Annotated in this window: 21 protein-coding genes; 9 read left to right on the forward strand and 12 right to left on the reverse strand. The window is 39.7% G+C overall.

Annotated elements, in window-relative coordinates:
- Nucleotides 1-263: 263 nt before the first annotated feature.
- The 3 genes from rne to cobO all read left to right on the forward strand — a co-directional run bounded on the left by rne (nucleotide 264) and on the right by cobO (nucleotide 5,691).
- Nucleotides 264-3,236 carry a ribonuclease E gene (gene rne / locus ED622_RS11030; protein WP_122033942.1) on the forward strand — a complete coding sequence of 991 codons (2,973 nt, stop codon included), beginning with the start codon at nucleotides 264-266 and terminating at the stop codon, nucleotides 3,234-3,236.
- 173 nt (nucleotides 3,237-3,409) lie between these two features.
- Complete coding sequence (locus tag ED622_RS11035) at nucleotides 3,410-4,957, forward strand: SulP family inorganic anion transporter (protein WP_122033945.1); 1,548 nt, start codon at nucleotides 3,410-3,412, stop codon at nucleotides 4,955-4,957.
- A gap of 128 nt (nucleotides 4,958-5,085) precedes the next feature.
- Nucleotides 5,086-5,691, forward strand: coding sequence for a cob(I)yrinic acid a,c-diamide adenosyltransferase (cobO, locus tag ED622_RS11040; protein ID WP_122033948.1), 606 nt, complete (start codon nucleotides 5,086-5,088; stop codon nucleotides 5,689-5,691).
- Between the two features lie 89 nt (nucleotides 5,692-5,780).
- On the opposite strand, the gene ED622_RS11045 is transcribed toward cobO, so the two are convergent.
- From ED622_RS11045 to apbC, 3 genes are all read right to left on the reverse strand, one after another.
- Nucleotides 5,781-7,916: an AsmA family protein gene (locus tag ED622_RS11045; protein ID WP_122033951.1), complete on the reverse strand. Its 2,136-nt coding sequence runs from the start codon at nucleotides 7,914-7,916 to the stop codon at nucleotides 5,781-5,783.
- A gap of 172 nt (nucleotides 7,917-8,088) precedes the next feature.
- Complete coding sequence (udk, locus tag ED622_RS11050; RefSeq protein ID WP_122033954.1) at nucleotides 8,089-8,736, reverse strand: uridine kinase; 648 nt, start codon at nucleotides 8,734-8,736, stop codon at nucleotides 8,089-8,091.
- 105 nt (nucleotides 8,737-8,841) lie between these two features.
- On the reverse strand, nucleotides 8,842-9,909 hold the full coding sequence (gene apbC, locus ED622_RS11055) for an iron-sulfur cluster carrier protein ApbC (protein WP_122033956.1): 1,068 nt from the start codon (nucleotides 9,907-9,909) through the stop codon (nucleotides 8,842-8,844).
- Nucleotides 9,910-10,042: 133 nt separating this feature from the next.
- Here apbC and metG point away from each other — a divergent pair, with 133 nt between their 5' ends.
- Complete coding sequence (gene metG / locus ED622_RS11060; RefSeq protein WP_045102541.1) at nucleotides 10,043-12,103, forward strand: methionine--tRNA ligase; 2,061 nt, start codon at nucleotides 10,043-10,045, stop codon at nucleotides 12,101-12,103.
- A gap of 278 nt (nucleotides 12,104-12,381) precedes the next feature.
- Here metG and pyrF read toward each other — a convergent pair whose 3' ends face one another.
- From pyrF to aroA, 7 genes are all read right to left on the reverse strand, one after another.
- Nucleotides 12,382-13,086, reverse strand: coding sequence for an orotidine-5'-phosphate decarboxylase (gene pyrF, locus ED622_RS11065; RefSeq protein WP_122033959.1), 705 nt, complete (start codon nucleotides 13,084-13,086; stop codon nucleotides 12,382-12,384).
- A gap of 69 nt (nucleotides 13,087-13,155) precedes the next feature.
- Nucleotides 13,156-14,325 carry a lipopolysaccharide assembly protein LapB gene (gene lapB / locus ED622_RS11070; protein ID WP_122033962.1) on the reverse strand — a complete coding sequence of 390 codons (1,170 nt, stop codon included), beginning with the start codon at nucleotides 14,323-14,325 and terminating at the stop codon, nucleotides 13,156-13,158.
- A gap of 7 nt (nucleotides 14,326-14,332) precedes the next feature.
- A complete protein-coding gene (locus tag ED622_RS11075) occupies nucleotides 14,333-14,617 on the reverse strand; it encodes a LapA family protein (protein WP_122033965.1) in 285 nt (94 codons plus the stop codon).
- Between the two features lie 133 nt (nucleotides 14,618-14,750).
- Complete coding sequence (gene ihfB / locus ED622_RS11080; RefSeq protein ID WP_045102545.1) at nucleotides 14,751-15,032, reverse strand: integration host factor subunit beta; 282 nt, start codon at nucleotides 15,030-15,032, stop codon at nucleotides 14,751-14,753.
- Nucleotides 15,033-15,091: 59 nt separating this feature from the next.
- Nucleotides 15,092-16,765, reverse strand: a complete 1,674-nt coding sequence (gene rpsA / locus ED622_RS11085) for a 30S ribosomal protein S1 (protein WP_060991473.1) — start codon at nucleotides 16,763-16,765, stop codon at nucleotides 15,092-15,094.
- 96 nt (nucleotides 16,766-16,861) lie between these two features.
- Nucleotides 16,862-17,536, reverse strand: a complete 675-nt coding sequence (cmk, locus tag ED622_RS11090) for a (d)CMP kinase (RefSeq protein WP_045102547.1) — start codon at nucleotides 17,534-17,536, stop codon at nucleotides 16,862-16,864.
- A 159-nt stretch (nucleotides 17,537-17,695) separates the two neighbouring features.
- Nucleotides 17,696-18,976 (reverse strand): 3-phosphoshikimate 1-carboxyvinyltransferase, encoded by a 1,281-nt coding sequence (aroA, locus tag ED622_RS11095; RefSeq protein ID WP_122033968.1) that lies wholly within the window; start codon nucleotides 18,974-18,976, stop codon nucleotides 17,696-17,698.
- 197 nt (nucleotides 18,977-19,173) lie between these two features.
- Between aroA and aat the strand changes: the two genes are divergently transcribed.
- From aat to infA, 3 genes are all read left to right on the forward strand, one after another.
- Nucleotides 19,174-19,884, forward strand: a complete 711-nt coding sequence (gene aat / locus ED622_RS11100) for a leucyl/phenylalanyl-tRNA--protein transferase (RefSeq protein WP_122033970.1) — start codon at nucleotides 19,174-19,176, stop codon at nucleotides 19,882-19,884.
- 5 nt (nucleotides 19,885-19,889) lie between these two features.
- On the forward strand, nucleotides 19,890-20,582 hold the full coding sequence (locus tag ED622_RS11105; RefSeq protein ID WP_122033973.1) for an arginyltransferase: 693 nt from the start codon (nucleotides 19,890-19,892) through the stop codon (nucleotides 20,580-20,582).
- An 89-nt stretch (nucleotides 20,583-20,671) separates the two neighbouring features.
- A complete protein-coding gene (infA, locus tag ED622_RS11110) occupies nucleotides 20,672-20,890 on the forward strand; it encodes a translation initiation factor IF-1 (protein ID WP_005420180.1) in 219 nt (72 codons plus the stop codon).
- Nucleotides 20,891-20,980: 90 nt separating this feature from the next.
- On the opposite strand, the gene clpA is transcribed toward infA, so the two are convergent.
- Both clpA and clpS read right to left on the reverse strand, forming a co-directional pair.
- Nucleotides 20,981-23,236 carry an ATP-dependent Clp protease ATP-binding subunit ClpA gene (gene clpA, locus ED622_RS11115; RefSeq protein ID WP_122033976.1) on the reverse strand — a complete coding sequence of 752 codons (2,256 nt, stop codon included), beginning with the start codon at nucleotides 23,234-23,236 and terminating at the stop codon, nucleotides 20,981-20,983.
- Nucleotides 23,237-23,278: 42 nt separating this feature from the next.
- On the reverse strand, nucleotides 23,279-23,599 hold the full coding sequence (gene clpS / locus ED622_RS11120) for an ATP-dependent Clp protease adapter ClpS (RefSeq protein WP_122033979.1): 321 nt from the start codon (nucleotides 23,597-23,599) through the stop codon (nucleotides 23,279-23,281).
- 394 nt (nucleotides 23,600-23,993) lie between these two features.
- Here clpS and cspD point away from each other — a divergent pair, with 394 nt between their 5' ends.
- Together cspD and ED622_RS11130 are read left to right on the forward strand one after the other, a co-directional pair.
- Nucleotides 23,994-24,215: a cold shock domain-containing protein CspD gene (cspD, locus tag ED622_RS11125; protein ID WP_122033982.1), complete on the forward strand. Its 222-nt coding sequence runs from the start codon at nucleotides 23,994-23,996 to the stop codon at nucleotides 24,213-24,215.
- Between the two features lie 151 nt (nucleotides 24,216-24,366).
- Complete coding sequence (locus tag ED622_RS11130; protein ID WP_254052625.1) at nucleotides 24,367-24,870, forward strand: hypothetical protein; 504 nt, start codon at nucleotides 24,367-24,369, stop codon at nucleotides 24,868-24,870.
- Nucleotides 24,871-24,905: the final 35 nt, after the last annotated feature.

Below are 24,905 nucleotides of genomic sequence, written 5' to 3' on the forward strand. Positions count from 1 at the left end.
TGCGGTGATGCAGCAATTGGCGTAAGACATCCGTACTGCTTTGAGTTTTTTTGCTTGATATGCCTCAACCATTTTTTATGTTTTAACGACCGCGAATTATTGCGGATCAGCACTATTTTATCGATAGTGTTGATGTGGATTGTGCCCTAGAGCATCCCTGAGTTCCAGCCGTGAGGCTGCACATGTAATCAGCCTTGGGATCTGGCACCATTTGAAATGGATGTGGACAAACAAGCTCGACAATTTGTAATGAGTATTCCCTAATGAAAAGAATGTTGATTAACGCAACCCAAAAGGAAGAGTTGCGCGTCGCATTAGTTGATGGCCAACGCCTTTTTGATCTAGATATCGAAAGCCCTGGTCACGAATCTAAGAAAGCTAATATTTATAAAGGCAAAATCACACGTATCGAACCAAGCTTGGAAGCAGCTTTTGTTGATTACGGCGCTGATCGCCACGGTTTCCTTCCCCTTAAGGAAATTGCAAAAGAATATTTCCCACAAGGTTACACTTATCAAGGCCGTCCAAATATCAAGGACGTATTGAAAGAAGGCCAAGAAGTTATTGTACAAGTTGAGAAAGAAGAGCGTGGCAATAAAGGCGCAGCTTTAACAACATTTATATCTCTTGCCGGTAGCTACCTTGTTCTTATGCCTAATAACCCTCGTGCTGGCGGAATTTCTCGTCGTATCGAAGGTGAAGAACGTACCCAATTAAAAGCAGCACTAAGTACATTAGAACTACCTCAAGGTATGGGTCTGATCGTACGTACTGCTGGTGTTGGTAAGTCTGCAGAAGAATTAGAATGGGATTTAAACGTACTCCTAAATCATTGGGAAGCGGTTAAACACGCCTCAGAATCTAATCAAGCTCCTTTCCTAATTCACCAAGAAAGTAACGTAATTGTTCGCGCAATTCGTGATTACTTACGTCGTGATATTGGCGAAATCTTGATTGATAGCCCAACAATTTTTGATCGTGCTCGTCAGCACATCCAACTTATTCGCCCTGATTTCTTATCTCGCGTTAAGTTGTATGAAAGCGAAGTACCGCTATTTAGCCACTACCAAATTGAAAGCCAGATTGAATCTGCTTTTGAACGTGAAGTGCGCTTACCTTCTGGCGGCTCAATTGTTATTGACCCAACAGAAGCACTGACTTCTATTGATATCAACTCAGCTCGTGCAACTAAAGGCGGCGATATCGAAGAAACAGCATTAAATACTAACCTAGAAGCAGCAGATGAAATTGCTCGTCAATTACGTTTACGTGATCTAGGTGGCCTAGTTGTTATCGACTTCATTGATATGACGCCTGTTCGTCACCAACGTGAAGTAGAAAACCGTATGCGTGAAGCTGTTCGTATGGACCGCGCTCGTGTTCAAATTGGTCGTATTTCTCGCTTTGGTTTATTAGAAATGTCTCGCCAACGCTTAAGCCCGTCTTTAGCTGAAGCAAGCCATCACATTTGTCCTCGTTGTACGGGTACTGGTGTGGTTCGTGATAATGAATCTCTAGCACTGTCTGTTTTACGTCTTATTGAAGAAGAATCTCTAAAAGACAATACAACACAAGTACTTGCTGTTGTTCCTGTCTCTATTGCTTCTTACTTGCTCAATGAAAAACGTCGTTCAGTTCAGCACATTGAAAAGTTCCATAACGTTCGCGTTATCATTGTTCCTAACTCTGACATGGAAACACCTCACTTTGAAGTGGTTCGTATCCGTGAAGGTGAAGAACAAGAAATGCTTTCTTATCTTCTGCCTAAGAAGCTAGATTCATTACGTGAAGCGGATGCGAAAGAAGCACCGGTTGCTAATACTGCACCAAGAAAACGTGAAGAACCTGTTCTTCAAGGTTTTAGTGCTCCTACTCAAGCTGCCCCAATGGCAAAAGCTCCAGAAGCAAAAGTAGCAGAAACTAAAGCTGTCGCTTCAACAGAAGAGAAACCAGGCATTATTAGCCGTTTCTTCTCTGCAATTGCGAACTTCTTCTCAACACCAGAAACAGCGCCTGTTGCTGAAGCTGAGAAAAAAGTAGAAGAAGAAAAACCAGCTCAACCTCAACGTCGTAACCAAAATCGTAATAACGATCGTCGTCGAAATGAGAATGGTCGCAATAATCGTAATCGCCGTAACGGTAATGAACCTCGCAATACCAACGAAAATCGTAACGATAATCGTCGTGGTAAAAAAGTTGAAGACACGCCAGTTGCTACTGCTAAACCAGTAAAAGCAGCTGATAATAAGCCAGCTAAACAGCCTAAAGTTCGCAAAGAAATTGTAGAGCAAGGCACTCAATTGGCAGCGGATGCACAACAAGCACCAGTTCAAACACCAGAAAAACCTGTAGAAAAACGCGAGAAAACGGTTCAAGTTAAACAACGCCGTCAACGTCGCCAATTACAGAAAAAGGTACGTACTGGTCAATCTGTTGAAGTTGAAACTAAAGTAGAAACTGAAGTAGTAACAGCAGTTGAAACTCAAGTTAAACCAGCAGTTCCTGTTGAAGCGAATACCGAGCGTAAAGAAGGTCAACGTCGTAACCGTCGTTCTCCACGTCATTTACGTGCAAGTGGTCAGCGTCGTCGTCGTCGTGATCGTCGTCCTTTCAACCCTTCTCGCTTATTTGCTGGTGTTGCATCACCAGAACTATCGATGGGTAAAGTTTGTCCTGATTACACTCGAATTTTAGAGCAGAAAAAAGCCAAGCTGCAACAAGAGAAATTCGTTGATAACGAAACTCAAAATGCACAGGATAAGGCAAAACAATCGACACCAGCGAAAGCAAACGTCGGCGGTGTCGCTTTCCCTGAAATGGCAATGGGTAAAGTACTACTTCCTTACATTGCAGCGCCTATTGTAGAAGCTGTCGTTACTGAAACTGTAATTACTGAAACACCAGTAATTGAAACTCCAACAATCAACGAAGCACCTGCGAAAGTAGAAGCACCTATTGTTGAACAAAAAGTTGAAGTTAAAGAAGAAGTAATTACTCCGGCTGTTATCGCAGTTGAAGAAACGCCAACTCCTGCTGTTAATGTTGTTGCTACAAAGCCTCAATATAAAGGTCAAGCATCTTCTGGTATGACAAAAGCAAGCGGTCCAACAGAGATTAAGGAAATCACTGTAACTGCAGCGACATTCAGAACAGAACGCTTTGAACCAAAACAAGCGGGTAGCCAAACAGCCACTTCTCAAGCAAGTGCTGCAATGGCAAAAACTGCTGGTTTATAACTTTTTAGGCTAACGCCTTCTAATAGATAAACCTGAATTAAAGCAAGTTACGTTTCGGCGTAACTTGCTTTTTTTATATTGATAACCTGAATAAATATTGAACTTCATCACGCTTTTCTGTACGATCCGCGGCATGAATGACTGAAAAACAACCAAGAAGATATCTAAAAAACATGTTTGAATTCCCAAAATTTTCTAATCATTCAGTAAAGAATGATGTTCTATCAGGATTAACCGTTGCGTTAGCTCTTGTTCCAGAAGCCGTAGCCTTTGCCTTTGTTGCCGGTGTTGACCCAATGGTTGGCCTTTATGCTGCCTTTATCGTTGGTCTAATTACTTCTATCATTGGCGGACGTCCAGGCATGATCTCTGGTGCTACAGGCGCTATGGCTGTAGTTATGGTTAGTCTTGTTGCTATGCACGGCGTTCAATACCTTTTTGCTGCCATTTTACTCGCCGGTATTCTGCAAATTACTGCAGGTTTATTTAAACTAGGTAAATTTATTCGTATCGTTCCACATCCTGTGATGATCGGTTTTGTAAATGGCTTGGCTATTGTTATTTTCCTTGCTCAACTTGGTCAGTTTAAAGCTCCGGATGCCCTAGGTAATCTTGATTGGTTACAAGGCCCAGAAATGATGCTAATGCTTGGTCTTGTTGCATTAACAATGGCTATCATTCACTTTTTACCAAAACTAACAACGGCTGTTCCTTCTTCTTTAGTTGCTATCATCGTTGTAACTGGCTTAGTTCAAGGGTTAGATTTAGACACACGTACTGTTGTTGATTTCTTGCGTACAATGAGTGGTGATGAAGCTGCAACACTTGCTGGTTCACTGCCTACCTTCTCTGTACCTAACGTTCCTCTTTCTTTAGAAACGTTATACATCATCTTCCCATACGCATTAATTTTAGCGGCAATCGGTCTAATCGAATCATTACTAACCCTAACAGTAATTGATGAAATGACAGGTACTCGCGGCCAATCTAACCGTGAATGTGTTGGTCAAGGCGTTGCAAACGTAACTTGTTCTGTATTTGGTGCGATGGGCGGCTGTGCAATGATTGGTCAATCAATGATCAACGTAAACTCAGGTGGTCGTGGTCGTTTATCAGGTATTACTGCCGCACTTGCTCTACTTGGCTTCATTCTTTTCGCTTCAGGCTTAATTGAAATGATCCCATTAGCTGCATTAGTTGGTGTTATGTTCATGGTTGTTATTGGTACGTTTGAGTGGGCTACATTCAAACTGGCTCGTCGCGTACCAAAACAAGACTTCTTTGTAATTGTTTTAGTAACCGTGGTTACTGTACTAACCGACCTTGCTGTTGCCGTTGGTGTTGGTGTTATCGCTTCTGCGCTAATGTTTGCATGGCAACACGCGAAACACATTTACTCAACAAATTCAGTTTCTGACGAAGGTTCTAAGGTTTATGAAATTAACGGCCCAATCTTCTTTGGTTCTGCTGCTAACTTCTTAGAGTTGTTTGATGTAGAAAATGACCCGCAAAACATCGTGATTGACTTTGCGGCATCACGAGTTGTCGATCACTCAGCAATTGAAGCGGTTGATACCATCGCTGAACGCTACTCTAAAGCTGGTAAAAAAGTACACCTGCGCCATTTAAGTCAAGATTGTCATGCGCTTCTAAACAAGGCTGGTAGCCTAGTAGAGATTAATGTGCAAGAAGACCCAATCTACAAAGTGGTTAGCCAATAGTTGCTCTTTCATTTTTATAATTGATTGATAATAAAAATCCCGATATGGTTCTCCTATCGGGATTTTTGTATTTATCACGCGACAAAAATTCAAACAGCTTCCCCCCCTCTTATTTAATGGAATAAAAAATGACTGACCTAGAACAAAAAAACGAACGCTATAAACAACGTCAATCAAAGATCAAAGAAAATGTAGATAAGCGTGTAGAAGAAGCACAAACAGAAAAAGGTTTACTGATTGTTGTTACTGGCAATGGAAAAGGTAAAACAACCTCAGGTTTTGGGACCGTAGCCAGAGCGGTTGGACATGGCTTAAATTGTGTTGTTGCTCAATTTATTAAAGGTACTTGGGATTGTGGCGAAAGAAACTTACTAGAAGGTCATGGTGTCCCTTTCTATGTAATGAAAACAGGGTTTACTTGGAATACGCAGGATAAAACCGCTGATACAGAAGCCGCACAGCGTGTATGGCAAGATTGTAAGAAAAGCCTGTCTGATGAGTCAATCGATCTCGTTTTATTGGATGAGATGACTTACATGGTCACTTATGGCTATATTGACTTAGAAGAGCTTAAAACGGCTTTGATAAATCGTCCAAAAATGCAATCCGTAGTAATTACAGGACGAGCAGCCCATCGTGAATTAATTGAAATGGCTGATACGGTATCTGAAGTTCGAAATGTAAAACATGCTTTTGATTCTGGCGTTAAGGCCCTAAAAGGCATCGACTGGTAGATCAGCCCTCTATCCTTAATAACAAATAAAAATGGCCTGTATCAATCATGATCACAGGCCATTTTTTAAACTGTTATTATTACGGTAGATTAATTAAAAAGTCCTTTCAGCAGTTTATTTGCCGCTTCTTTTACTTTTTCATCTTTAATTTTATCACCATACTTCTCTTCAAGCTTTTCTATACCACGATCAATTTCTTTCTTGGCTTTTTGCTGCATAACATCATCAAACTCAAGCTTATATTTTGGCTTAACCCATGGGCCAGTAATTCTAATTGGTATGGTTACGTCTTTTAGATCATCAATATCTTTCCCACCCTGACCTTTCAGGGAGCCAACGATAGAAGTCTTAATTAGCATATTTGCCGTTTCATGAACGTAATCAGCCGAGCCTTCGCCATGAATACGTAGTAATGGGGATACCATCTTAATATTTTTCGTCGTTGCATTGCCTTTTGATAAATAAAAGTCTGCCGTTAATGCACTAAAATCAGTTTTTTCAGCTTCTTCACTTCCTTGAACTTTTTCACCTTTGATTTTTGCATAAGTTGTTCTAATCAATAATGGGATATTAACGCCATTCACGGCACCATCTGCAAAATTAACGGATGCTTTCCCTTTAATATTTTGTTTTAGAGCACTTGGTTTTAAGCTCTTACCTGAAATATTAAGTGCGATATTACCAGTACCTTCAACTAGACTTTCACCCATAACATCAGTCAATAAAGGAGCAACCTGTACACCTTTAATTGATTGCTTAAAGGTATACGTTGGCGTGCTATTACGAGCATCCAACATTGCTGTCATATCAATGCCACCACTGTACAAGCTAGAGTGGAATTTTGTCAGTTTTAGCACCCCACGATTCACTGAAAATACAGAGGTTACATTTTGCATCTTGGCATTACTTGCCTTAAATTTATCAATAACTATCGAGCCTGCCACATCAAGTGTTTTTAATGCACTTAAATCAGGTTCCACTTCTTTTGCCTTACTCGCTGATACTTTTTTATTACTGTTTGTTGTCTTTTCAGTTGCTGTTGGTTCACTCTGAGGTAAGGTTGCTAATAACGCATCAACATCAACATTTGGACTCTGCAGTTCAAAACGTACCTTAGGAATATCGTTTAACTGCACGCTCATCTTGCCATTAAAATCAGTATCTACCGCTGACAGAGCCAATTTTTCAATCTTTAAATACGATTTATTTAAATCAAATGAGCTGTTAAAACCAATAACGGCGGTAACATCTTCATTTGGTATCCCTTTTCCTTTCACATTATTTGTACTTGAAAAGTCTTTAACTTGAACAACATCTAATGCTTTTGGTACATACAATGCAAATGTAGAGTTTGAACTTACTTGAAGCGCATTAGCCTTACCCGCCGCCTTTAAACGAATGTTCGCCCACTCATCAAAAGAGAATTGATCAATGGTGAATGTGATATCTTTAAATTTATTTGATGCATCAGAATAAGAAGCAGTAAATTCTGTCTGCTTTAATGACGCCGCATCTAATGTAGCAGCAATATTTAAATCAGTCTTACCGTCTAGCGCCACTTTTTGCTGACCTAGGTCTCCTTTTAAATTAAAGGATAACTTTGCCCACTCACCTGGACTGAACTGAGATAATGACAAATTCATATCACTAAAATACATTTTAGTGCCTGCTTTATCATCTTGAATAAGTACTTCCGCATTGGTTAATGCAATACCTTCTAGAGTCACCTTCCAATCATTAAGCTGCGTGCTCGGTTTTGTATTTTCAGCGCTAACCGTTTCTTCTGCAGCCGTTTCTGTTGGTATTACTTCCGCGGTATCATCTGTTACTTTTTCTGGCCCAATGTTATCAAGGTTACTCACCCCATTTCTTAATGTATGCAACGTAAAAGAGGCACCATCTAGAGTCACTAATCCAATATTAATTTCATGCTGGAATAATGGACGTACATTAAGATCTAAAACCGCATTATTAAACTTCACAAGATCAGGAGTAGCAAAGCCATCTGGATTACTTAGAGCTACTTCACCAATAGAAAAGCCAATCGTTGGGAAAAAACGCCACTCGATATCACCATCAATGGTTAACTGGCGGCCAGTCTGCGCTTCTACCTGCTCTTTTATTAGCGGTTTGAAGTCATTTGGATTCACAAGCAGCACTAGCACCAAAAATGCAACGATGACTGCGATAAACGGAATGCTAATTAATAAGGCTATTTTTTTCACGACCAAAATCCATCTATTGTATTTAAAGGGTTACAAGAGTGTTAATTATGCCATCAGTTAGACATAAAAAACATACGGTTATCTATAGTTATATACCTAAATATTTCAAAGTGACAGAAAGCAGACAAAAAAAAGGCCAACAATGACGTTGGCCTCTTTTAAAATCACTATATTACGCTTTTAGTAAGCGTGAAATATGAGCTTTCAATACATCAATCGCAATTCGGTTTTTACCACCACGTGGAACAATGATATCTGCATGTTGTTTTGATGGATCAATAAATTGCATGAACATTGGGCGTACTGTTTTCTGGTATTGCTGGAATACCGATTCCATTGTACGACCACGCTCTTCTACATCACGCTTAGCGCGGCGTAACAAACAAATATCTAATGGCGTATCCATAAACACACTTGCGTGCATTAAATTACGTAAACGCGGATCAGTTAAAAGTAGAATGCCTTCTAAGATGATCACTTTTTTAGGAGTCATCACATCGACTTCAGAAGTACGAGTATGCTCGGTATAGCTGTAGGTTGGAATATCAACCGCTTCACCACGCATAAGCTGCTCAAGATGCTCACAAAGTAATTCGTGATCAAGTGCGCTTGGGTGATCGTAATTTGTTTTGACTCTTTCTTCCATGGTCAGGTGGCTTTGGTCCTTGTAGTAACTGTCTTCAGTTATTACACCAATTTGATGATCGCCAACTTTTGCTCGTAGTTCGTTATAAATAGTCGAAGCGATCAAACTCTTACCTGAAGCTGATGCCCCTGCAATACCTACGATAATACAGTTTTGATTACTGTTCTCTGACATAAAAGATACCTAAAAGTGTGCGAGATGCGGTGATTAAAATAAAACCGCCTAATTATAGGGATTACGAACTACACTTTCCACCGATAATTACACTTAACTTAGACACTATAATGACTTGAACATTATTTGGTCAACAATGACCTCTCCTTGCCAATATAATCGGCTAGACACCTGCTCTGCTAACTGAATATAGAGCTGACTGTGAGCACTTTTCACATTTGAGGCCACACTTGGCGTCCCAGAATCCGTTTCACTTCGAATATCAATATGTAGAGGAAGCTTACCTAATAATGGGATCGCATAATGTTTCGCCATTGATTCTGCACCACCAGTCCCAAAGATCGCTTCTTCATGCCCACATTGAGAACAAATATGCACACTCATATTTTCGACCACACCAATCACTGGAATATCTACTTTAGTAAACATATTAACCCCTTTGATTGCATCCATTAATGCGAGGTCCTGTGGTGTTGTTACGATAACAGCCCCTGTCGTTGGGATCTGTTGTGACAAAGTAAGTTGAATATCACCGGTACCTGGTGGCATATCAATGATCAAATAATCCAAGTCAGGCCATAAGGTTTCATTCACTAACTGTGACAATGCTTTAGAGGCCATTGGACCACGCCATACTGCCGCTTCTGCTTTATCAACTAAATAACCAATTGAATTACTATAGAGACCATGAGCTTCAACTGGCATCATTCTATTATTATCAACAATATTTGGCTTTTTATCTTCAACACCCAACATAAGAGGTACAGATGGGCCATAAATATCAGCATCTAAGATCCCAACTCTCGCGCCTAGATGTTGGAGTGCTAATGCTAAATTAACCGCCGTTGTTGATTTACCCACACCACCTTTACCAGAACTTACTGCAATAATATTCTTAACGCCTTTCACTGCCGGTTTATTTGTTTTTAAAGTAGCAGGTTTCATTACAATCACGACTGATAATGACGGTATCGCTAAGATTACTTTTTGTGATTCCACCCAAGAGAGTAATTCCTGCTTAATTGAGCCAGAAACAAAGGGTAATGTTACTGTAATCACGCCAGTTGCCGCGATTGAAACCATATTAGGGATCTCAGCCCAACCCTCACAAAGTTGTGGATGCGTAAATTCATTTAACCAATTTTTAATCTCTGCCATCGTTGTAAATGCCATCTTAGCAACTCCTCATCTATTTTTACCCATCCTATCACTAATTGAACCCTTGATCCTCTATGCTTTCTAGCTCGCTTCAGGTACTATTTATCTCTTAAAATTTTCACCCATCACATTAAGCGAAAGAGAAGATATGGCTACAGATCCGAGAAAAATTCTGGTTACATGTGCCCTACCGTATGCAAACGGTTCAATCCACCTAGGTCATATGCTTGAGCATATCCAAGCGGATATCTGGGTTCGTTACCAACGTTTACGCGGCAACGACGTTAACTTTATTTGTGCAGATGACGCTCACGGCACACCAATCATGCTTAAAGCTCAACAGATGGGTATTACTCCTGAAGAAATGATTGCAGCAGTTAGCGAAGAGCATCAAAAAGATTTCTCAGGCTTTGACATTAGCTTTGATAACTATCACAGCACACACAGTGATGAGAACCGTGAACTAGCCTCTCATATCTACTTAGAGCTAAAAAAGAACGGTTTTATTACTAGCCGTACTATCTCTCAGTTGTTTGATCCAGAAAAAGAGATGTTCTTACCTGACCGTTTTGTAAAAGGCACATGCCCAAAATGTAAGTCAGAAGAGCAATACGGTGACAACTGTGATAACTGTGGCGAAACGTACAGCCCTACTGATTTAATCAACCCTAAATCAGCCGTTTCAGGTGCTACACCTGTAATGAAAGATTCAGAGCATTTCTTTTTTGACTTACCTCAATTTGAAAGCATGCTAAAAGAATGGACTCGTTCTGGTTCTCTTCAAACTGAAACAGCAAACAAAATGCAAGAATGGTTTGAGTCTGGTTTGCAACAATGGGACATCTCTCGTGATGCACCTTATTTTGGTTTTGAAATCCCAGGCGAAACAAACAAGTTCTTCTACGTTTGGCTAGATGCCCCAATTGGCTACATGGGTTCATTTAAAAACCTGTGTGACAAGCGTGACGATTTAAACTTTGATGAATACTGGAAGAAAGACAGCACCACTGAACTTTACCACTTCATCGGTAAAGACATTGTTTACTTCCACAGCCTATTCTGGCCTGCAATGCTAGAAGGTTCAGGTTTCCGTAAGCCAAACAATGTATTTGTTCATGGTTACGTTACTGTGAATGGCGCAAAAATGTCTAAATCAAAAGGCACATTCATTAAAGCAGGAACTTACTTAAATCACTTAGATCCTGAATGTTTACGTTACTACTACGCCGCTAAACTTAACAGCCGTATTGATGATCTTGATTTAAACCTTGAAGATTTCACTCAACGTGTAAACTCTGATGTCGTAAACAAGATTGTTAACCTAGCTTCTCGTAACGCTGGTTTCATTACTAAACGTTTTGATGGCAAGCTTTCTGATAACTTTGTTGCTCCTGAGCTTTACAACGAATTCGTTGCTGCTGAAGGTCGCATTGCTGAGCTATACGAAACGCGTGAATTTAGTCGTGCTATTCGTGAAATTACCGCGCTTGCTGATAAAGCAAACCAGTACATTGACGAAAAAGCACCTTGGGTTCTTGCGAAAGAAGAAGGTAAAGAACAAGAGCTACAAGAAGTCGCTTCTGTTGGTATTAACCTATTCCGCGTATTAATGGCTTACCTAAAACCTGTAATGCCAGAGCTTGCTGCACGTACTGAAGCTTTCTTAAATGAAACGCTGACGTGGGAAGGCATTGCACAACCACTAACGTCTCATGAGATTACTAAGTTCAAAGCATTATTTGCTCGTATTGATCCTAAGAAAGTAGAAGCAATGGTTGAAGCTTCAAAAGCAGATGCTGCAATTGAAATGGCAGCAAAAGAGAAAGCGGAAGCGGACAAAGAAAAAGCAAGCCAAACTGAACTAGACAAAGAACCAATCGCAGATGAGATTGAATTCGATGCGTTCGAAGCAGTTGATATGCGTATTGCTCGTATTATCTCTTGTGAAGAAGTTCCAAAGGCAAACAAATTGCTTAAATTCCAATTGGACATCGGCGGTGAAACTCGTCAAGTATTCTCTGGAATTAAATCAGCATACAAACCTGAAGAACTAGAAGGCAAGCTAACTGTTATGGTTGCTAACCTTAAACCTCGTAAGATGAAGTTTGGTATGTCTGAAGGCATGATCCTAGCTGCAGGCCCTGGTGGTAAAGATCTTTGGATCCTTGAACCACACGAAGGTGCTCAACCTGGTATGCGTGTAATGTAATTCTTTTTCTAAAAGATAATACCAATCGTAGTAAATAACTGCTCATCCTAGCTAGTTAAAATGCTCGATAACTGCGTTGAAATTTTTGATTGTAGAATAACTACTTATCGAAAAATTTCGCCTTGTTCTCAATCATTTTTTCTGCGCTATTTCTGATCACTTACTTACTGTGATTGGTATAACTTACAAACAAAAATAGAGACCAAATGGTCTCTATTTTTTTATCTATTTTGTAGGTGATTACAAATTTAGAATCTTTCACCTATCAAATTACACACTTATAAAACTGACGCTAAAGAAAGGTTAATCTCATTTAATACTTGCGATGGATTCTCAGCTTGTGTAATTGGGCGACCAATCACTAAATAATCAGAACCTGAAGTAATAGCATCTACTGGCGTCATAATACGTTTTTGATCACCTACAGCAGAACCTGCTGGACGAATGCCAGGAGTCACTAATTTAAATTCTTTACCTAGATCAGCTTTTAACATTGATGCTTCTTGTGCTGAACACACAACACCGTCTAAGCCACTATTCTTAGTCAATGCAGCAAGACGTTTCACTTGTTCTTGTGGTGCAATATCTAAACCAATGCCCGCTAAATCTTGTTGCTCCATACTTGTTAGTACTGTTACACCAATAAGTAATGGACGATCTTTACCATACGGTTCTAAAATCTCACGTGATGCGGTCATCATACGCTCACCGCCACTAGCATGAACGTTAACCATCCATACACCCATTTCAGCAGCCGCACGTACCGCTTTTGAACACGTATTCGGAATATCATGAAACTTTAAATCTAGAAAAACAGAAAAACCACGCTTATGAAGCTCTTTTACAAACTCAGGGCCAAATAAAGTAAACATCTCTTTACCTACTTTTAGTCGGCAAGAGCTAGGATCAATTTTATCAACAAATGCTAATGCGTCTGCTTGATTGTCATAATCCAATGCCACAATCACCTTTTGGTCTTTCATTTTCTCTCCTTGGGAAATTAATCTACTTACATTTTATTCAAAAAAAGAGGCACAAATTGCGCCTCTTAATTATTCACCATCTAAACCTTTAATAGGCTTAATAACGCCCCATCCTTTACAAGAAGGACATTGCCAAAATAATCGATGTGCAGAAAAACCACACTTGGCACAGCGATAGTTTGGCTTCATTTTTAACTGTTCCCCTACCAAGTTTTGTAAACTTGCTAGGCTTGCTTTTGCTCGACCATCTTCAGCTTCATCAACATGATAGCCCATCAGACGATAGAAGCCTTTCATTGTTGGGTTTTTAAGAAGCTGCTTAGTCATATAACCTTGTGCTAATGCCGTACCTTCATGCTTAGCTATTAAATTAGAAAGCATGAGTTCTGCACTTGCTCCAGCCCCTTTTGCAATCGCTTCTTTTAAGAAGTTAAGCAGTGAACCTTCTCTATCTAGATGTTCGTAACACTCAGCTAACAGCGGCAATGCTTCACTTATAAAGTCAATATCTTGATCTAGTACCGACTCTAACTGGCTTGCAGCGCCTTTATAATTTTCTTCTTCTATGAGTAATTTAGCCATCATAATTGATGCACGTACACATTGATTATCAACTGATAATGCTTTTTTTAAATTCTGCTTGGCTTTGTTTAGGTTACTCTCTGCAAGTTCCTGCATTGCTAATTCGCAGTAGTAGTGAGCAATATCAGGTTTTAGCTTTTTCTTACCCATTTTGACTAAACTGTTAGCAAAGATAATGGCTTGTTCCCATTCACGAGTTTGTTGATGAATAGCGACAAGTTGCAATAAAGCAGCTTCTCTATGATCGGGTTCATCAATCAATTGCTCAAATATTTTTTCAGCTCGATCGAGAATACCAGCAACCATATAATCTTTGGCTAATTGCTGTAGAGCGATATTACGTTGGTCTAACGTTAGGTTTGGACGAGCAATGAGGTTTTGGTGAATTTTAATGGCTCGATCAACCTCTCCGCGACTTCTAAAAAGATTACCTAGCGCAAGGTGAGTATCAATCGTATCGCTATCAACTTGGAGTAGTTCGATGAAGTGATCTACCGCTTTATCTGATTGGTCAGAAAGCAATAGATTCAAACCCGCCACATATTGACGTGACAGGTGATTAGTATCTCTTTGACGTTGTTGTCTCGCACTCCTATTACCCATATACCAGCCGTATCCTGCTGCAATAGGTAATAATAGGAATAGCAACTCTAACATTCAGCTATTACCCTTTTGTTGAATCTAAACGTAATTTATCCAACTCAACCGTTTTCTTTTCAAGACGTTTACGTAAACGGCGTTGAGTCATACTTACTTTTAAATACATACTTCCGCAAATCAACCAACCTAGGCCAAAACCAGTAGCAAAGAAAATACCAAGCAAAGTAGATAATTGGAAATCACCTTGAGCTAACAAGTAATTAAAATTCACAACAATCTGATTCTGTGCTCCCACGGCTAATGAGATCAAAAATAAAATAATCAATAAAACAGCAACAACAATTTTCACTGGTATTTCCTCCAGTTAATGAATATCCAAAGTATCTTATTTTACAAATCTAAAGATACACCTAAACGCACTGAAAATGAACATAAAAAAACGGCATACTAAAAAGTATGCCGTTTTTATATGCCAATTCACATTAGCTGAAATTCACACGTTCACGCAGTTCTTTACCTGGTTTAAAGTGAGGAACGAATTTACCGTCCAATTCAACTTTATCGCCAGTTTTTGGATTACGACCTAAACGAGGCTCTCGATAGTGTAGAGAAAAACTACCAAAACCACGAATCTCTATACGATCCCCGCCCTCTAGCGTTGTTGCCATCTGTTCAAGGATTTCCTTGACTGTATCTTCAACCTGCTTAGCAGAAAGTTGAGGCTTTTTACTACACAGTTGTTCAATCAGTTCAGATTTTGTCATAAATGACCTCTCCTACGTTATCGAAAGAAAAGGGAGCATTACGCTCCCTTTAAATTTACTTATTCGCCTTTAGCAGCTTTGAAAGCGTCAGCCATAGCGTTACCGAAACCACCGTCTTCAGACTTAGTGTTCAGTGAAGCCATTGCTTCTTGCTCGTCAGCTTCATCTTTAGCTTTGATAGATAGGTTAACTACGCGGTTCTTACGGTCTACACCAGTGAACTTCGCTTCAACGCTATCGCCAACGCTTAAGATTAGAGATGCATCTTCAACACGGTCACGAGAAAGCTCAGAAGTACGGATGTAACCTTCTACGCTGTCTGCAAGAGTGATTGTAGCGCCTTTAGCGTCAACAGCTGAAACAGTACCGTTTACTAGAGTACCTTTCTTGTTGTCTGCTAGGTAGTTGTTAAATGGGTCTTCTTCCATTTGTTTAACACCTAGAGAAATACGCTCACGTTCTGCATCTACTGCTAGAACTACAGCAGAGATTTCGTCGCCTTTCTTGTACTCACGTACCGCGTCTTCACCTGTAGCATTCCAAGAAATGTCAGATAGGTGAACTAGACCGTCGATGCCGCCGTCAAGACCGATGAAGATACCAAAGTCAGTGATAGATTTGATCTTACCAGTAACGTGGTCGCCTTTAGCTTGCGCTTCAGCGAATGTCTGCCATGGGTTAGCTTTACATTGCTTAAGACCTAGAGAGATACGACGACGTTCTTCGTCAATCTCAAGAACCATAACCTCAACTTCGTCGCCTACATTAACAACTTTAGAAGGGTGGATGTTCTTGTTAGTCCAATCCATTTCAGAAACGTGTACTAGACCTTCAACGCCTTCTTCGATTTCAACGAAGCAGCCGTAGTCAGTTAGGTTAGTAACACGACCAGAAAGTTTGTGACCTTCTGGGTAACGCTTAGCGATAGCTACCCATGGATCTTCGCCAAGTTGCTTAAGACCTAGAGAAACACGAGTGCGCTCACGATCGAACTTAAGAACTTTAACATTGATCTCGTCACCAACATTTACGATCTCAGATGGGTGCTTAACACGCTTCCAAGCCATATCTGTGATGTGTAGTAGACCGTCAACGCCACCTAGATCAACGAATGCACCGTAGTCAGTAAGGTTCTTAACGATACCTTTAACTTCCATGCCTTCTTGTAGAGAAGCAAGTAACTCGTCACGCTCAACACTGTTTTCAGATTCGATAACAGCACGACGTGAAACAACAACGTTGTTACGCTTTTGGTCAAGTTTGATTACTTTGAACTCTAGCTCTTTGCCTTCAAGGTGCAGAGTGTCGCGTACTGGACGTACATCAACAAGAGAACCAGGTAGGAATGCACGGATACCGTTAAGTTCAACTGTGAAGCCGCCTTTAACTTTACCGTTGATAACACCCATAACTGTTTCAGCATCTTCGTATGCTTTTTCAAGTTGGATCCAAGCTTCGTGACGCTTCGCTTTCTCACGAGAAAGTTGAGTTTCACCGAAACCGTCTTCAACAGCGTCAAGAGCAACGTCTACTTCAGAACCAACTTCAACTTCAAGTTCGCCAGCAGCGTTCTTGAATTGTTCAGCAGGGATTGCTGCTTCAGACTTAAGGCCAGCGTCAACAAGAACGAAACCGTTCTCGATAGCTACTACAGTACCTTTAACGATGCTGCCTTGTTGGAATTCAGTTTCAGATAGAAACTCTTCAAAGAGTTGAGCAAAAGATTCAGTCATTAATTTGATCTTCAATATTAAACGTCCATGGGTATCCTACCGCATGGGGTTGATAGTAAGGTTAGTTATCATCCTTGCAACTAACTAAGTTTTTAATTATAGCTTAGATTCAATAAAAGCAATAGCTTGAGCAACCACTTCTTCAATATTCATTGACGTTGAATCTAATACTAAAGCGTCTTCAGCAGGACGTAATGGCGCGACAGCTCTATTGCGGTCTCGATCATCACGTTCTTGAATTTCGCCTAAAAGACGGTCAAATCTAACATCTAACCCCTTCTGTTGCAACTGCTTCATTCGGCGATTCGCTCGTTCTTCAGCACTTGCATCTAAAAATATCTTAACTTCTGCGCCCGTAAATACAACAGTTCCCATATCTCGGCCATCAGCAACAAGGCCAGGAGCCGAAGCAAAGGCTCTTTGGCGACGCAATAAAGCTTCACGAACCTGTGGTAATGCCGCGACTTTTGAAGCCGCCATTCCGGTCTCTTCTTTACGAAGTTCAGAAGACACATCTTCGCCTTCTAAGATGACTTTTACTAAATCACCTTCGGCCTTAAATTGTACGTCTAGATTTGCAGCCAGCGGAACAAGTGCGTCTTCTGAATCTAAATCAACGCCATGGTGGATTGCAGCTAATGCTAACACGCGATAAATCGCACCAGAATCTAATAAGTTATAACCTAGCTTTTCTGCAAGTAACATGCACAGTGTGCCTTTACCTGCTCCACTTGGACCATCAACAGTAACGACTGGTGAATGAGTTGTCATGGAGTTCTCCAATTATTTATTGTGATTGGTTTCTACGAGCGCATTATACCCAAGTCAGATTATTTATATACTCTAGATAGCCAAAAACTAAAAAAGCCCTGTATCTTTTTATACAGGGCTTATGTCAATAAAATCGTACTCTTACTTGTAAATCAAAAATTACACACTTAACTCTTTTAATTTATCAAAATAATCAGGGAACGTTTTTGATGTACAACCAGGATCATTAATCGTCACTGGTGTGTCACTCAATGCTACGAGTGAAAAACACATCGCCATACGGTGATCATCATAAGTATCAATTGCTGTATGCTTTAATGATGTCGGTGGCGTTATCGTAATGTAATCCTCACCTTCTTCGACTTCTGCTCCCACTTTTCTTAATTCTGTCGCCATCGCCGCTAAGCGATCAGTTTCTTTTACACGCCAGTTATATACATTGCGAATAGAGGTCGTGCCCTCTGCGAATAACGCTGCAGTCGCTATTGTCATCGCGGCATCAGGAATATGATTAAAATCCATATCAACGGCTTTTAACTCACCTTTGCGGGCAATAACATAATCATCCCCCCATTCAATGTCAGCACCCATAGCCGCTAACGCATCAGCAAACTGAACATCGCCTTGAATGCTTTTTTTGCCAATTCCCGTGACTTTAACTGAACCACCTTTAATGGCTGCCGCCGCTAAGAAATAAGACGCTGACGATGCATCACCTTCAACAAGAAAGTCACCCGGTGCAACATACGTTTGATTAGCAGGAACAACAAAGGTTTGATAGTTTTTGTTATCAATCTTAACTCCAAACGTTGCCATGATATCTAAGGTAATATCGATGTATGGTTTAGAGACTAAATCACCCACAATATTAATTGTCGTATCTTGATTTGATAATGGTGCCGCCATTAAAAAAGCCGTTAAAAATTGACTTGAGATAGAACCATCGATTTCTACCGTTCCGCCTTTTAAGCCAGTTCCTTTAATTTTTAATGGTGGATAGTTTTCATTTTCTAAATATTCGACATCAGCACCAGCCGCTTTTAATGCGGAAACTAAATGACCAATAGGACGCTCTTTCATACGAGGTTCGCCAGTAAGAACAAACTCACCCTTGCCTAGACATAATGCAGCCGCTAATGGTCGCATTGCTGTTCCTGCATTACCAAGAAATAGCTCCAAAGCTTCAGTTGGCTCAAAAGCATGACCTAAGCCAATAACTTCACAAACTGTTTTATCTTCGGATAAATTATATTCCACACCTAATGACTTTAGTGCATTGAGCATATGACGAATATCATCACTATCAAGTAGATTAGTAAGTGTTGTTTTCCCTGAAGCCAATGCAGCAAGTAATAATGCTCGATTTGAAACACTTTTTGAGCCAGGTAGATTTATTTGACCATCAATTTTTGAAATTGGTTGAAGAGTTAAGCTTTCCATGTTTATGTAAAAATTCCTATACAAATAAATAATAATGCTACGCTCGGTATTTCACCTCATGATTGCATAGCTGTTTCAGCTTTCATTGTTATTTTTTGTTATTCTTCATACTTTCAGAGTAACGAAAACCAAAGCGTTGTACCAGAGGCAATGTCGTCTCTTTACTTAAAAATAATGAATACTTATTTCTTTTGCTTATGACTATCTATTTGCCCCAACTTGATTCAAATGAAACAAGCCCTTTCCCTGCCATCGAAAGTGCATTAAATGATCCTGATGGATTGCTTGCAATGGGGGGAGACTTATCTTCAGTTCGTCTACTCAATGCTTACCAACATGGTATTTTCCCTTGGTATAGTTCTGGTGATCCTATTTTATGGTGGAGCCCAAGTATTCGAGGTGTTTTTTTACCGACTCAATTTTCACCATCGAAGAGTTTAAGAAAGTTTTTTAGAAAATCGAACTATGAAGTCACCATAAACAAATCAACAGATCAAGTGATTGAACTTTGTGCATCCACTAGGAGTGCAGAAGAGACGTGGATCATGCCTGAAATGATTCACGCCTATAAGCAGCTCGCAACATTGGGGATTTGTCATTCTGTTGAAGTCTGGTGCAATAATGAACTTGTTGGTGGGCTGTATGGTCTCCAAATCGGCCAAGTATTTTGTGGTGAGTCTATGTTTTCATTACAGACAAACGCTTCTAAGATTGCCTTATGGCTATTTTGCGAACACTTTGTTAACTCTGGAGGGAAATTAATCGACTGCCAAATGATGAACCCTCACCTTGAAAGTCTAGGAGCAGTAGAAATGAAACGATCTGACTTTAAGGTCACACTGGACAAACTTGTAAATACTCACGTCGCATCAAATTGCTATCTACCACAATTATTAGGGGGTAAATAATCACCATGAGTCAATACTCTCTTGAAGTTGGATTAACCCCCGAAGGCCCTTGTAGCTACCTTCCCGAACAGCGAGAACGCCTAGCTGTCGCTATGGATCAAGAGCTGCATTCACCTCTGGGTTATCAAGCATTAATTCGCCTTGGATTTAGACGCAGCGGAGCTACTATTTATAAACCTATGTGTAACGCTTGTAGTGCTTGCCAACCTTTACGAATTGATGCTGAAGAATTTTCACCAAGTAAAAGCCAAAAACGAATTTTAAATAAATTATCTGCGTTTACTTGGGAAATAAAAACAGAAATGGATGATGAATGGTTCGCATTATATGAACGATATATAACCGCCCGCCACCAATCAGGCAGTATGTTTCCTGCGAATGAGGAACAATTTTTTGAATTTTCTCAAGCAGAATGGTTACCTAGCCATTTTCTTCATATTTATGAAAATAATGTTCTTATAGCAATTGCAGTAACCGATATCTTAGTTGACTCAGTCAGCGCTATGTATACCTTTTTTGAGCCAGAGCATCTGTTATCTCTAGGAACCGTTTCTATTCTAATTCAACTAAAATTATGTAAACAATTGCAAAAAAACTGGCTTTACCCTGGTTACCAAATAGACGATTGTCCAGCAATGAAATATAAAGATCGATATAAACCTAACCAAAAGCTAGTAAATATGGTCTGGCGAGGGTAAAATGCCCACCAAACTTTACATACATCATTTTTAAGGGCATTATTGGCCGCTTAAAAATCAGCCAAAGCTATCTATATAAAGAGGATTCAATGGCAAAAGAAGACGCAATTGAGCTGCAAGGCACGGTTCTAGATACTCTACCAAACACAATGTTTCGCGTAGAATTAGAAAACGGTCACGTTGTTACTGCTCATATCTCAGGTAAAATGCGTAAAAACTACATCCGTATTCTTACTGGTGACAAAGTAACAGTTGAAATGACTCCTTACGATTTATCTAAAGGCCGTATTGTCTTCCGTGCTCGTTAATTTGTCATTTTTAGCAAATTAGTTTGCTATAAATAATAATAAAAAAACCCAGTCAATGACTGGGTTTTTTATTATTTAAACATTAATCAATTAATGTACCGCTTCTGCTTCACTGGTAAACTCAAAGGCAAGCTCTCCGCCTTTATTCAGTTTAACTCGAACCGTACCACCATTAACTAACTCACCAAATAACAATTCATTTGCCATTGGTTTTTTCAGGTTTTCTTGAATAACTCGAGCCATTGGGCGTGCACCCATTGCTTTATCATAGCCTTTCTCTGCAAGCCATTCTTTCGCTTCTTTTGATACTTCCATTGAAACACCGCGAGCATCCAACTGCACTTGCAATTCAACAATGAACTTCTCAACAACAAGAGATATCACATCTTTGCTTAAATGCTCGAACCAAATAATGTTATCTAAACGGTTTCTAAATTCAGGCGTAAAGATTTTTTTAATCGCCGCCATTGCATCAGTACTATGATCTTGTTGAATAAGACCAATCGATTTCTTCACCGTTTCTTGAACCCCAGCATTGGTTGTCATAACAAAAACCACATTACGGAAATCTGCTTTACGACCATTATTATCAGTCAGCGTACCATTATCCATAATTTGAAGTAGTAAGTTAAAAACATCTGGATGCGCTTTTTCTAGTTCATCAAGTAAAACCACTGAATGAGGGTGTTTAATAACTGCATCTGTTAGTAGGCCACCTTGTTCATAGCCAACATAGCCAGGAGGAGCACCGATCAAACGACTTACTGTATGACGCTCACCATATTCAGACATATCAAAACGAAGAAGCTCAATACCAAGAGCTTTTGCTAATTGAACCGTTACTTCTGTTTTACCAACCCCTGTAGGTCCAGCAAACAAGAATGAACCAACTGGTTTATTATCCGCACCTAAACCTGCTCTACTCAGCTTAATAGCTTCACATAACACATCAATGCCTTGGTCTTGCCCAAACACTAACATTTTAAGCTTCGCATCCAGTTTCTTCAGTACATCTTTATCACTAGAAGATACTGATTTTTCAGGGATCCTTGCCATCTTAGCCACCATCGACTCAATATCTGCAACATTGATGGTTTTCTTTCGACGACTAGCAGGCATTAAACGACAGCGAGCTCCAGCCTCATCAATTACATCAATCGCTTTATCTGGTAGATGACGTTCATTAATATACTTAGCAGACAGCTCTACCGCCGCTCGTAGCGCTTTATTGGTATAACGAACTTCATGATGCTCTTCGTATTTACTCTTAAGACCAATAAGGATCTTAGTAGTGTCATCCAATGATGGTTCTAAAATATCAATTTTTTGGAAACGACGAGCCAATGCACGCTCTTTTTCAAAAATAGTGCTGTGCTCTTGATAAGTCGTCGAGCCAATGCAACGCAACTTACCACTACTTAATAACGGCTTAATTAAGTTAGCGGCATCCACTTGTCCGCCTGACGCCGCACCCGCACCGATAATCGTATGAATTTCATCAATGAATAATACCGCATGTTCTTCATTTTCAAGCTGTTTTAAGATGGCTTTAAAGCGTTTCTCAAAGTCACCACGATACTTAGTTCCTGCAAGCAATGAACCTATATCTAATGAATAAATAATGCAGTCTTTAATTACATCAGGAACTTGCCCCTCAACAATGCGCCAAGCCAGCCCTTCAGCAATGGCCGTTTTACCAACGCCCGCTTCACCAACAAGTAGTGGGTTATTTTTACGACGACGGCATAGCACTTGAATTGTGCGTTCAAGCTCTTGATCACGTCCAATAAGAGGATCAATCCCCCCATTTTTAGCTACTTGATTTAAGTTAGTAGCAAAACTTTCTAACTGATCTTCGGAATTAGCTTCGACTGCTGTTTCGACATTATTTGAATTGCTATTTTCATCTCCGTGCTCTGGAGCACCGTGAGAGATAAAATTAACAATATCTAATCGGCTAATGTCATTCTTTTTAAGGAGGTATGCGGCATGCGATTCTTGCTCACTAAAAATAGCGACAAGAACATTTGCACCAGTGACTTCACTGCGACCTGATGATTGAACATGAAAAACAGCTCGCTGAAGAACACGTTGAAAGCTTAACGTAGGCTGAGTTTCACGACTTTCATCATCAACAGGAATCAACGGCGTCGTTTGTGTAATGAATTCATCAATTTCAGTTGCCAATGCCTTTAAATCGGTATGGCAAGCTAAAAGAGCTTCGTGAGCAGATGGGTTCTCTAATAGAGCAAATAACAAATGCTCTACTGTCATGAATTCATGACGCTTTTCTCGTGCACGAGCAAACGCGCTGTTTAAACTCGCTTCTAATTCTTTATTTAGCATAGGAACCTCCCAAAACACCAAAATATGGTGTAACGAACAAACTTACGCTTGTTCCATTGTACACAGCAGTGGGTGCTCATTATCACGCGAATACGTATTGACTTGCGCAACTTTAGTTTCTGCAACTTCAGCAGTGAAAACCCCACATACTGCTTTCCCTTCATAATGCACTGTTAGCATTAATTGTGTTGCTTTTTCCAAATCCATGGAAAAAAATTTATCTAAAACTTCGACAACAAACTCCATTGGAGTGTAATCATCATTATTTAAAACCACCTTATACATTGGTGGTGGTTTTAACCCAGTTTTCTCCAATTCCAATACATCTGAATCAGGAGAAATCCATTCATATGGTTTGCTCATGTCGCCAACTGATTAGTTAAATAACATTCCCAGATACCTTTTAGTATCCCCTTATTATTCAGCCTAATCCAGACCGGTAACGACATCAAACAAAAGATGTCATTTTCATGTCTTTATCACTTATTTTTTACTTAATCGAATACAAAATCGACGATACAAACTAAAGGATAGTGCGTTTTTTTTGTTATCACCAACTTATTTATCAATCTGATATTACTGATAATAATGTTAATCTCAGATGTGATATAATGCGTGAATGTTACAAAAGTAAATAAATTGTACTTGACTCCCTCTTTAGATTTAATAGAGTGTAGTAATTAGTGGTTATCAATTAATCAGATTTTTAATTGATGAACATTATGCTAGGTAAATTAAATGCAGAAGGATGTATAGCATGGCAACAGGTACAGTAAAATGGTTCAATAACGCTAAAGGGTTTGGCTTCATTTGTCCTGAAGATGAAGATGGTGATATTTTTGCTCACTATTCTACAATTGAAATGGATGGCTACCGCACATTAAAAGCAGGGCAAGCCGTTACCTACGAAATTCATGAAGGACCAAAAGGCTTTCACGCAAGTGAAATTAAACCACTTGAAGGAGAGCTTGCTAAATAACCTTCGTGACGACTAAAAAGGTGAGTATTGGTACTCACCTTTTTTGAACCTATCAAAATAGCCACACTCCAACTCTTATCACGTCCAACTTTAGGCCTTAACTTTGAAATATTTATTATCCTTCGTATTGTTCATTTTTCTAAGTGGTTGCGTGTCAGAAACCATTGAAGAAAAAAGCACGATTAATCTTGTTACCATTGGCAATATCAATGACGTGGTTGCAGGAAAACATTTTTTTTCTTGGCACCCAACGATTAGTGCGAATTACTTAAACACTGAACTGAATGATAATAATACGGAACAACAATTTATTACCTCATTAAAAAACGAGTTAATACAAAAAGGCTTTATCTACACTGACAACCTAACACAAGCAGATTTTTATATTGGCTATGGATTGGGTATCGATAGTGCGATTAGTGATCAACAGATTTTAAATAAAACAGGTCTACTGACAGGTCTACAGCCTTTAAATACAGCAGATGAACAAGAAAAAAATAAAGCCAGCGTATTTATCGCTGTATTTCTACCCAATCAAGTCAATGCCTCTTGGACTATATTGGCACAAGGTTACACCAATACCGATGATAGTAGAAAAGATGCCATGAACGAATTACTGCAATTCATGTTTCACAGCTTAGAAAGTAAGATTTAGATCACACAGATTAAATGTTAACCAAAAATAAAGAA

Source organism: Aliivibrio sp. EL58 (assembly GCF_900312675.1).
In the GTDB taxonomy this organism is placed as follows: Bacteria; Pseudomonadota; Gammaproteobacteria; order Enterobacterales; family Vibrionaceae; genus Aliivibrio.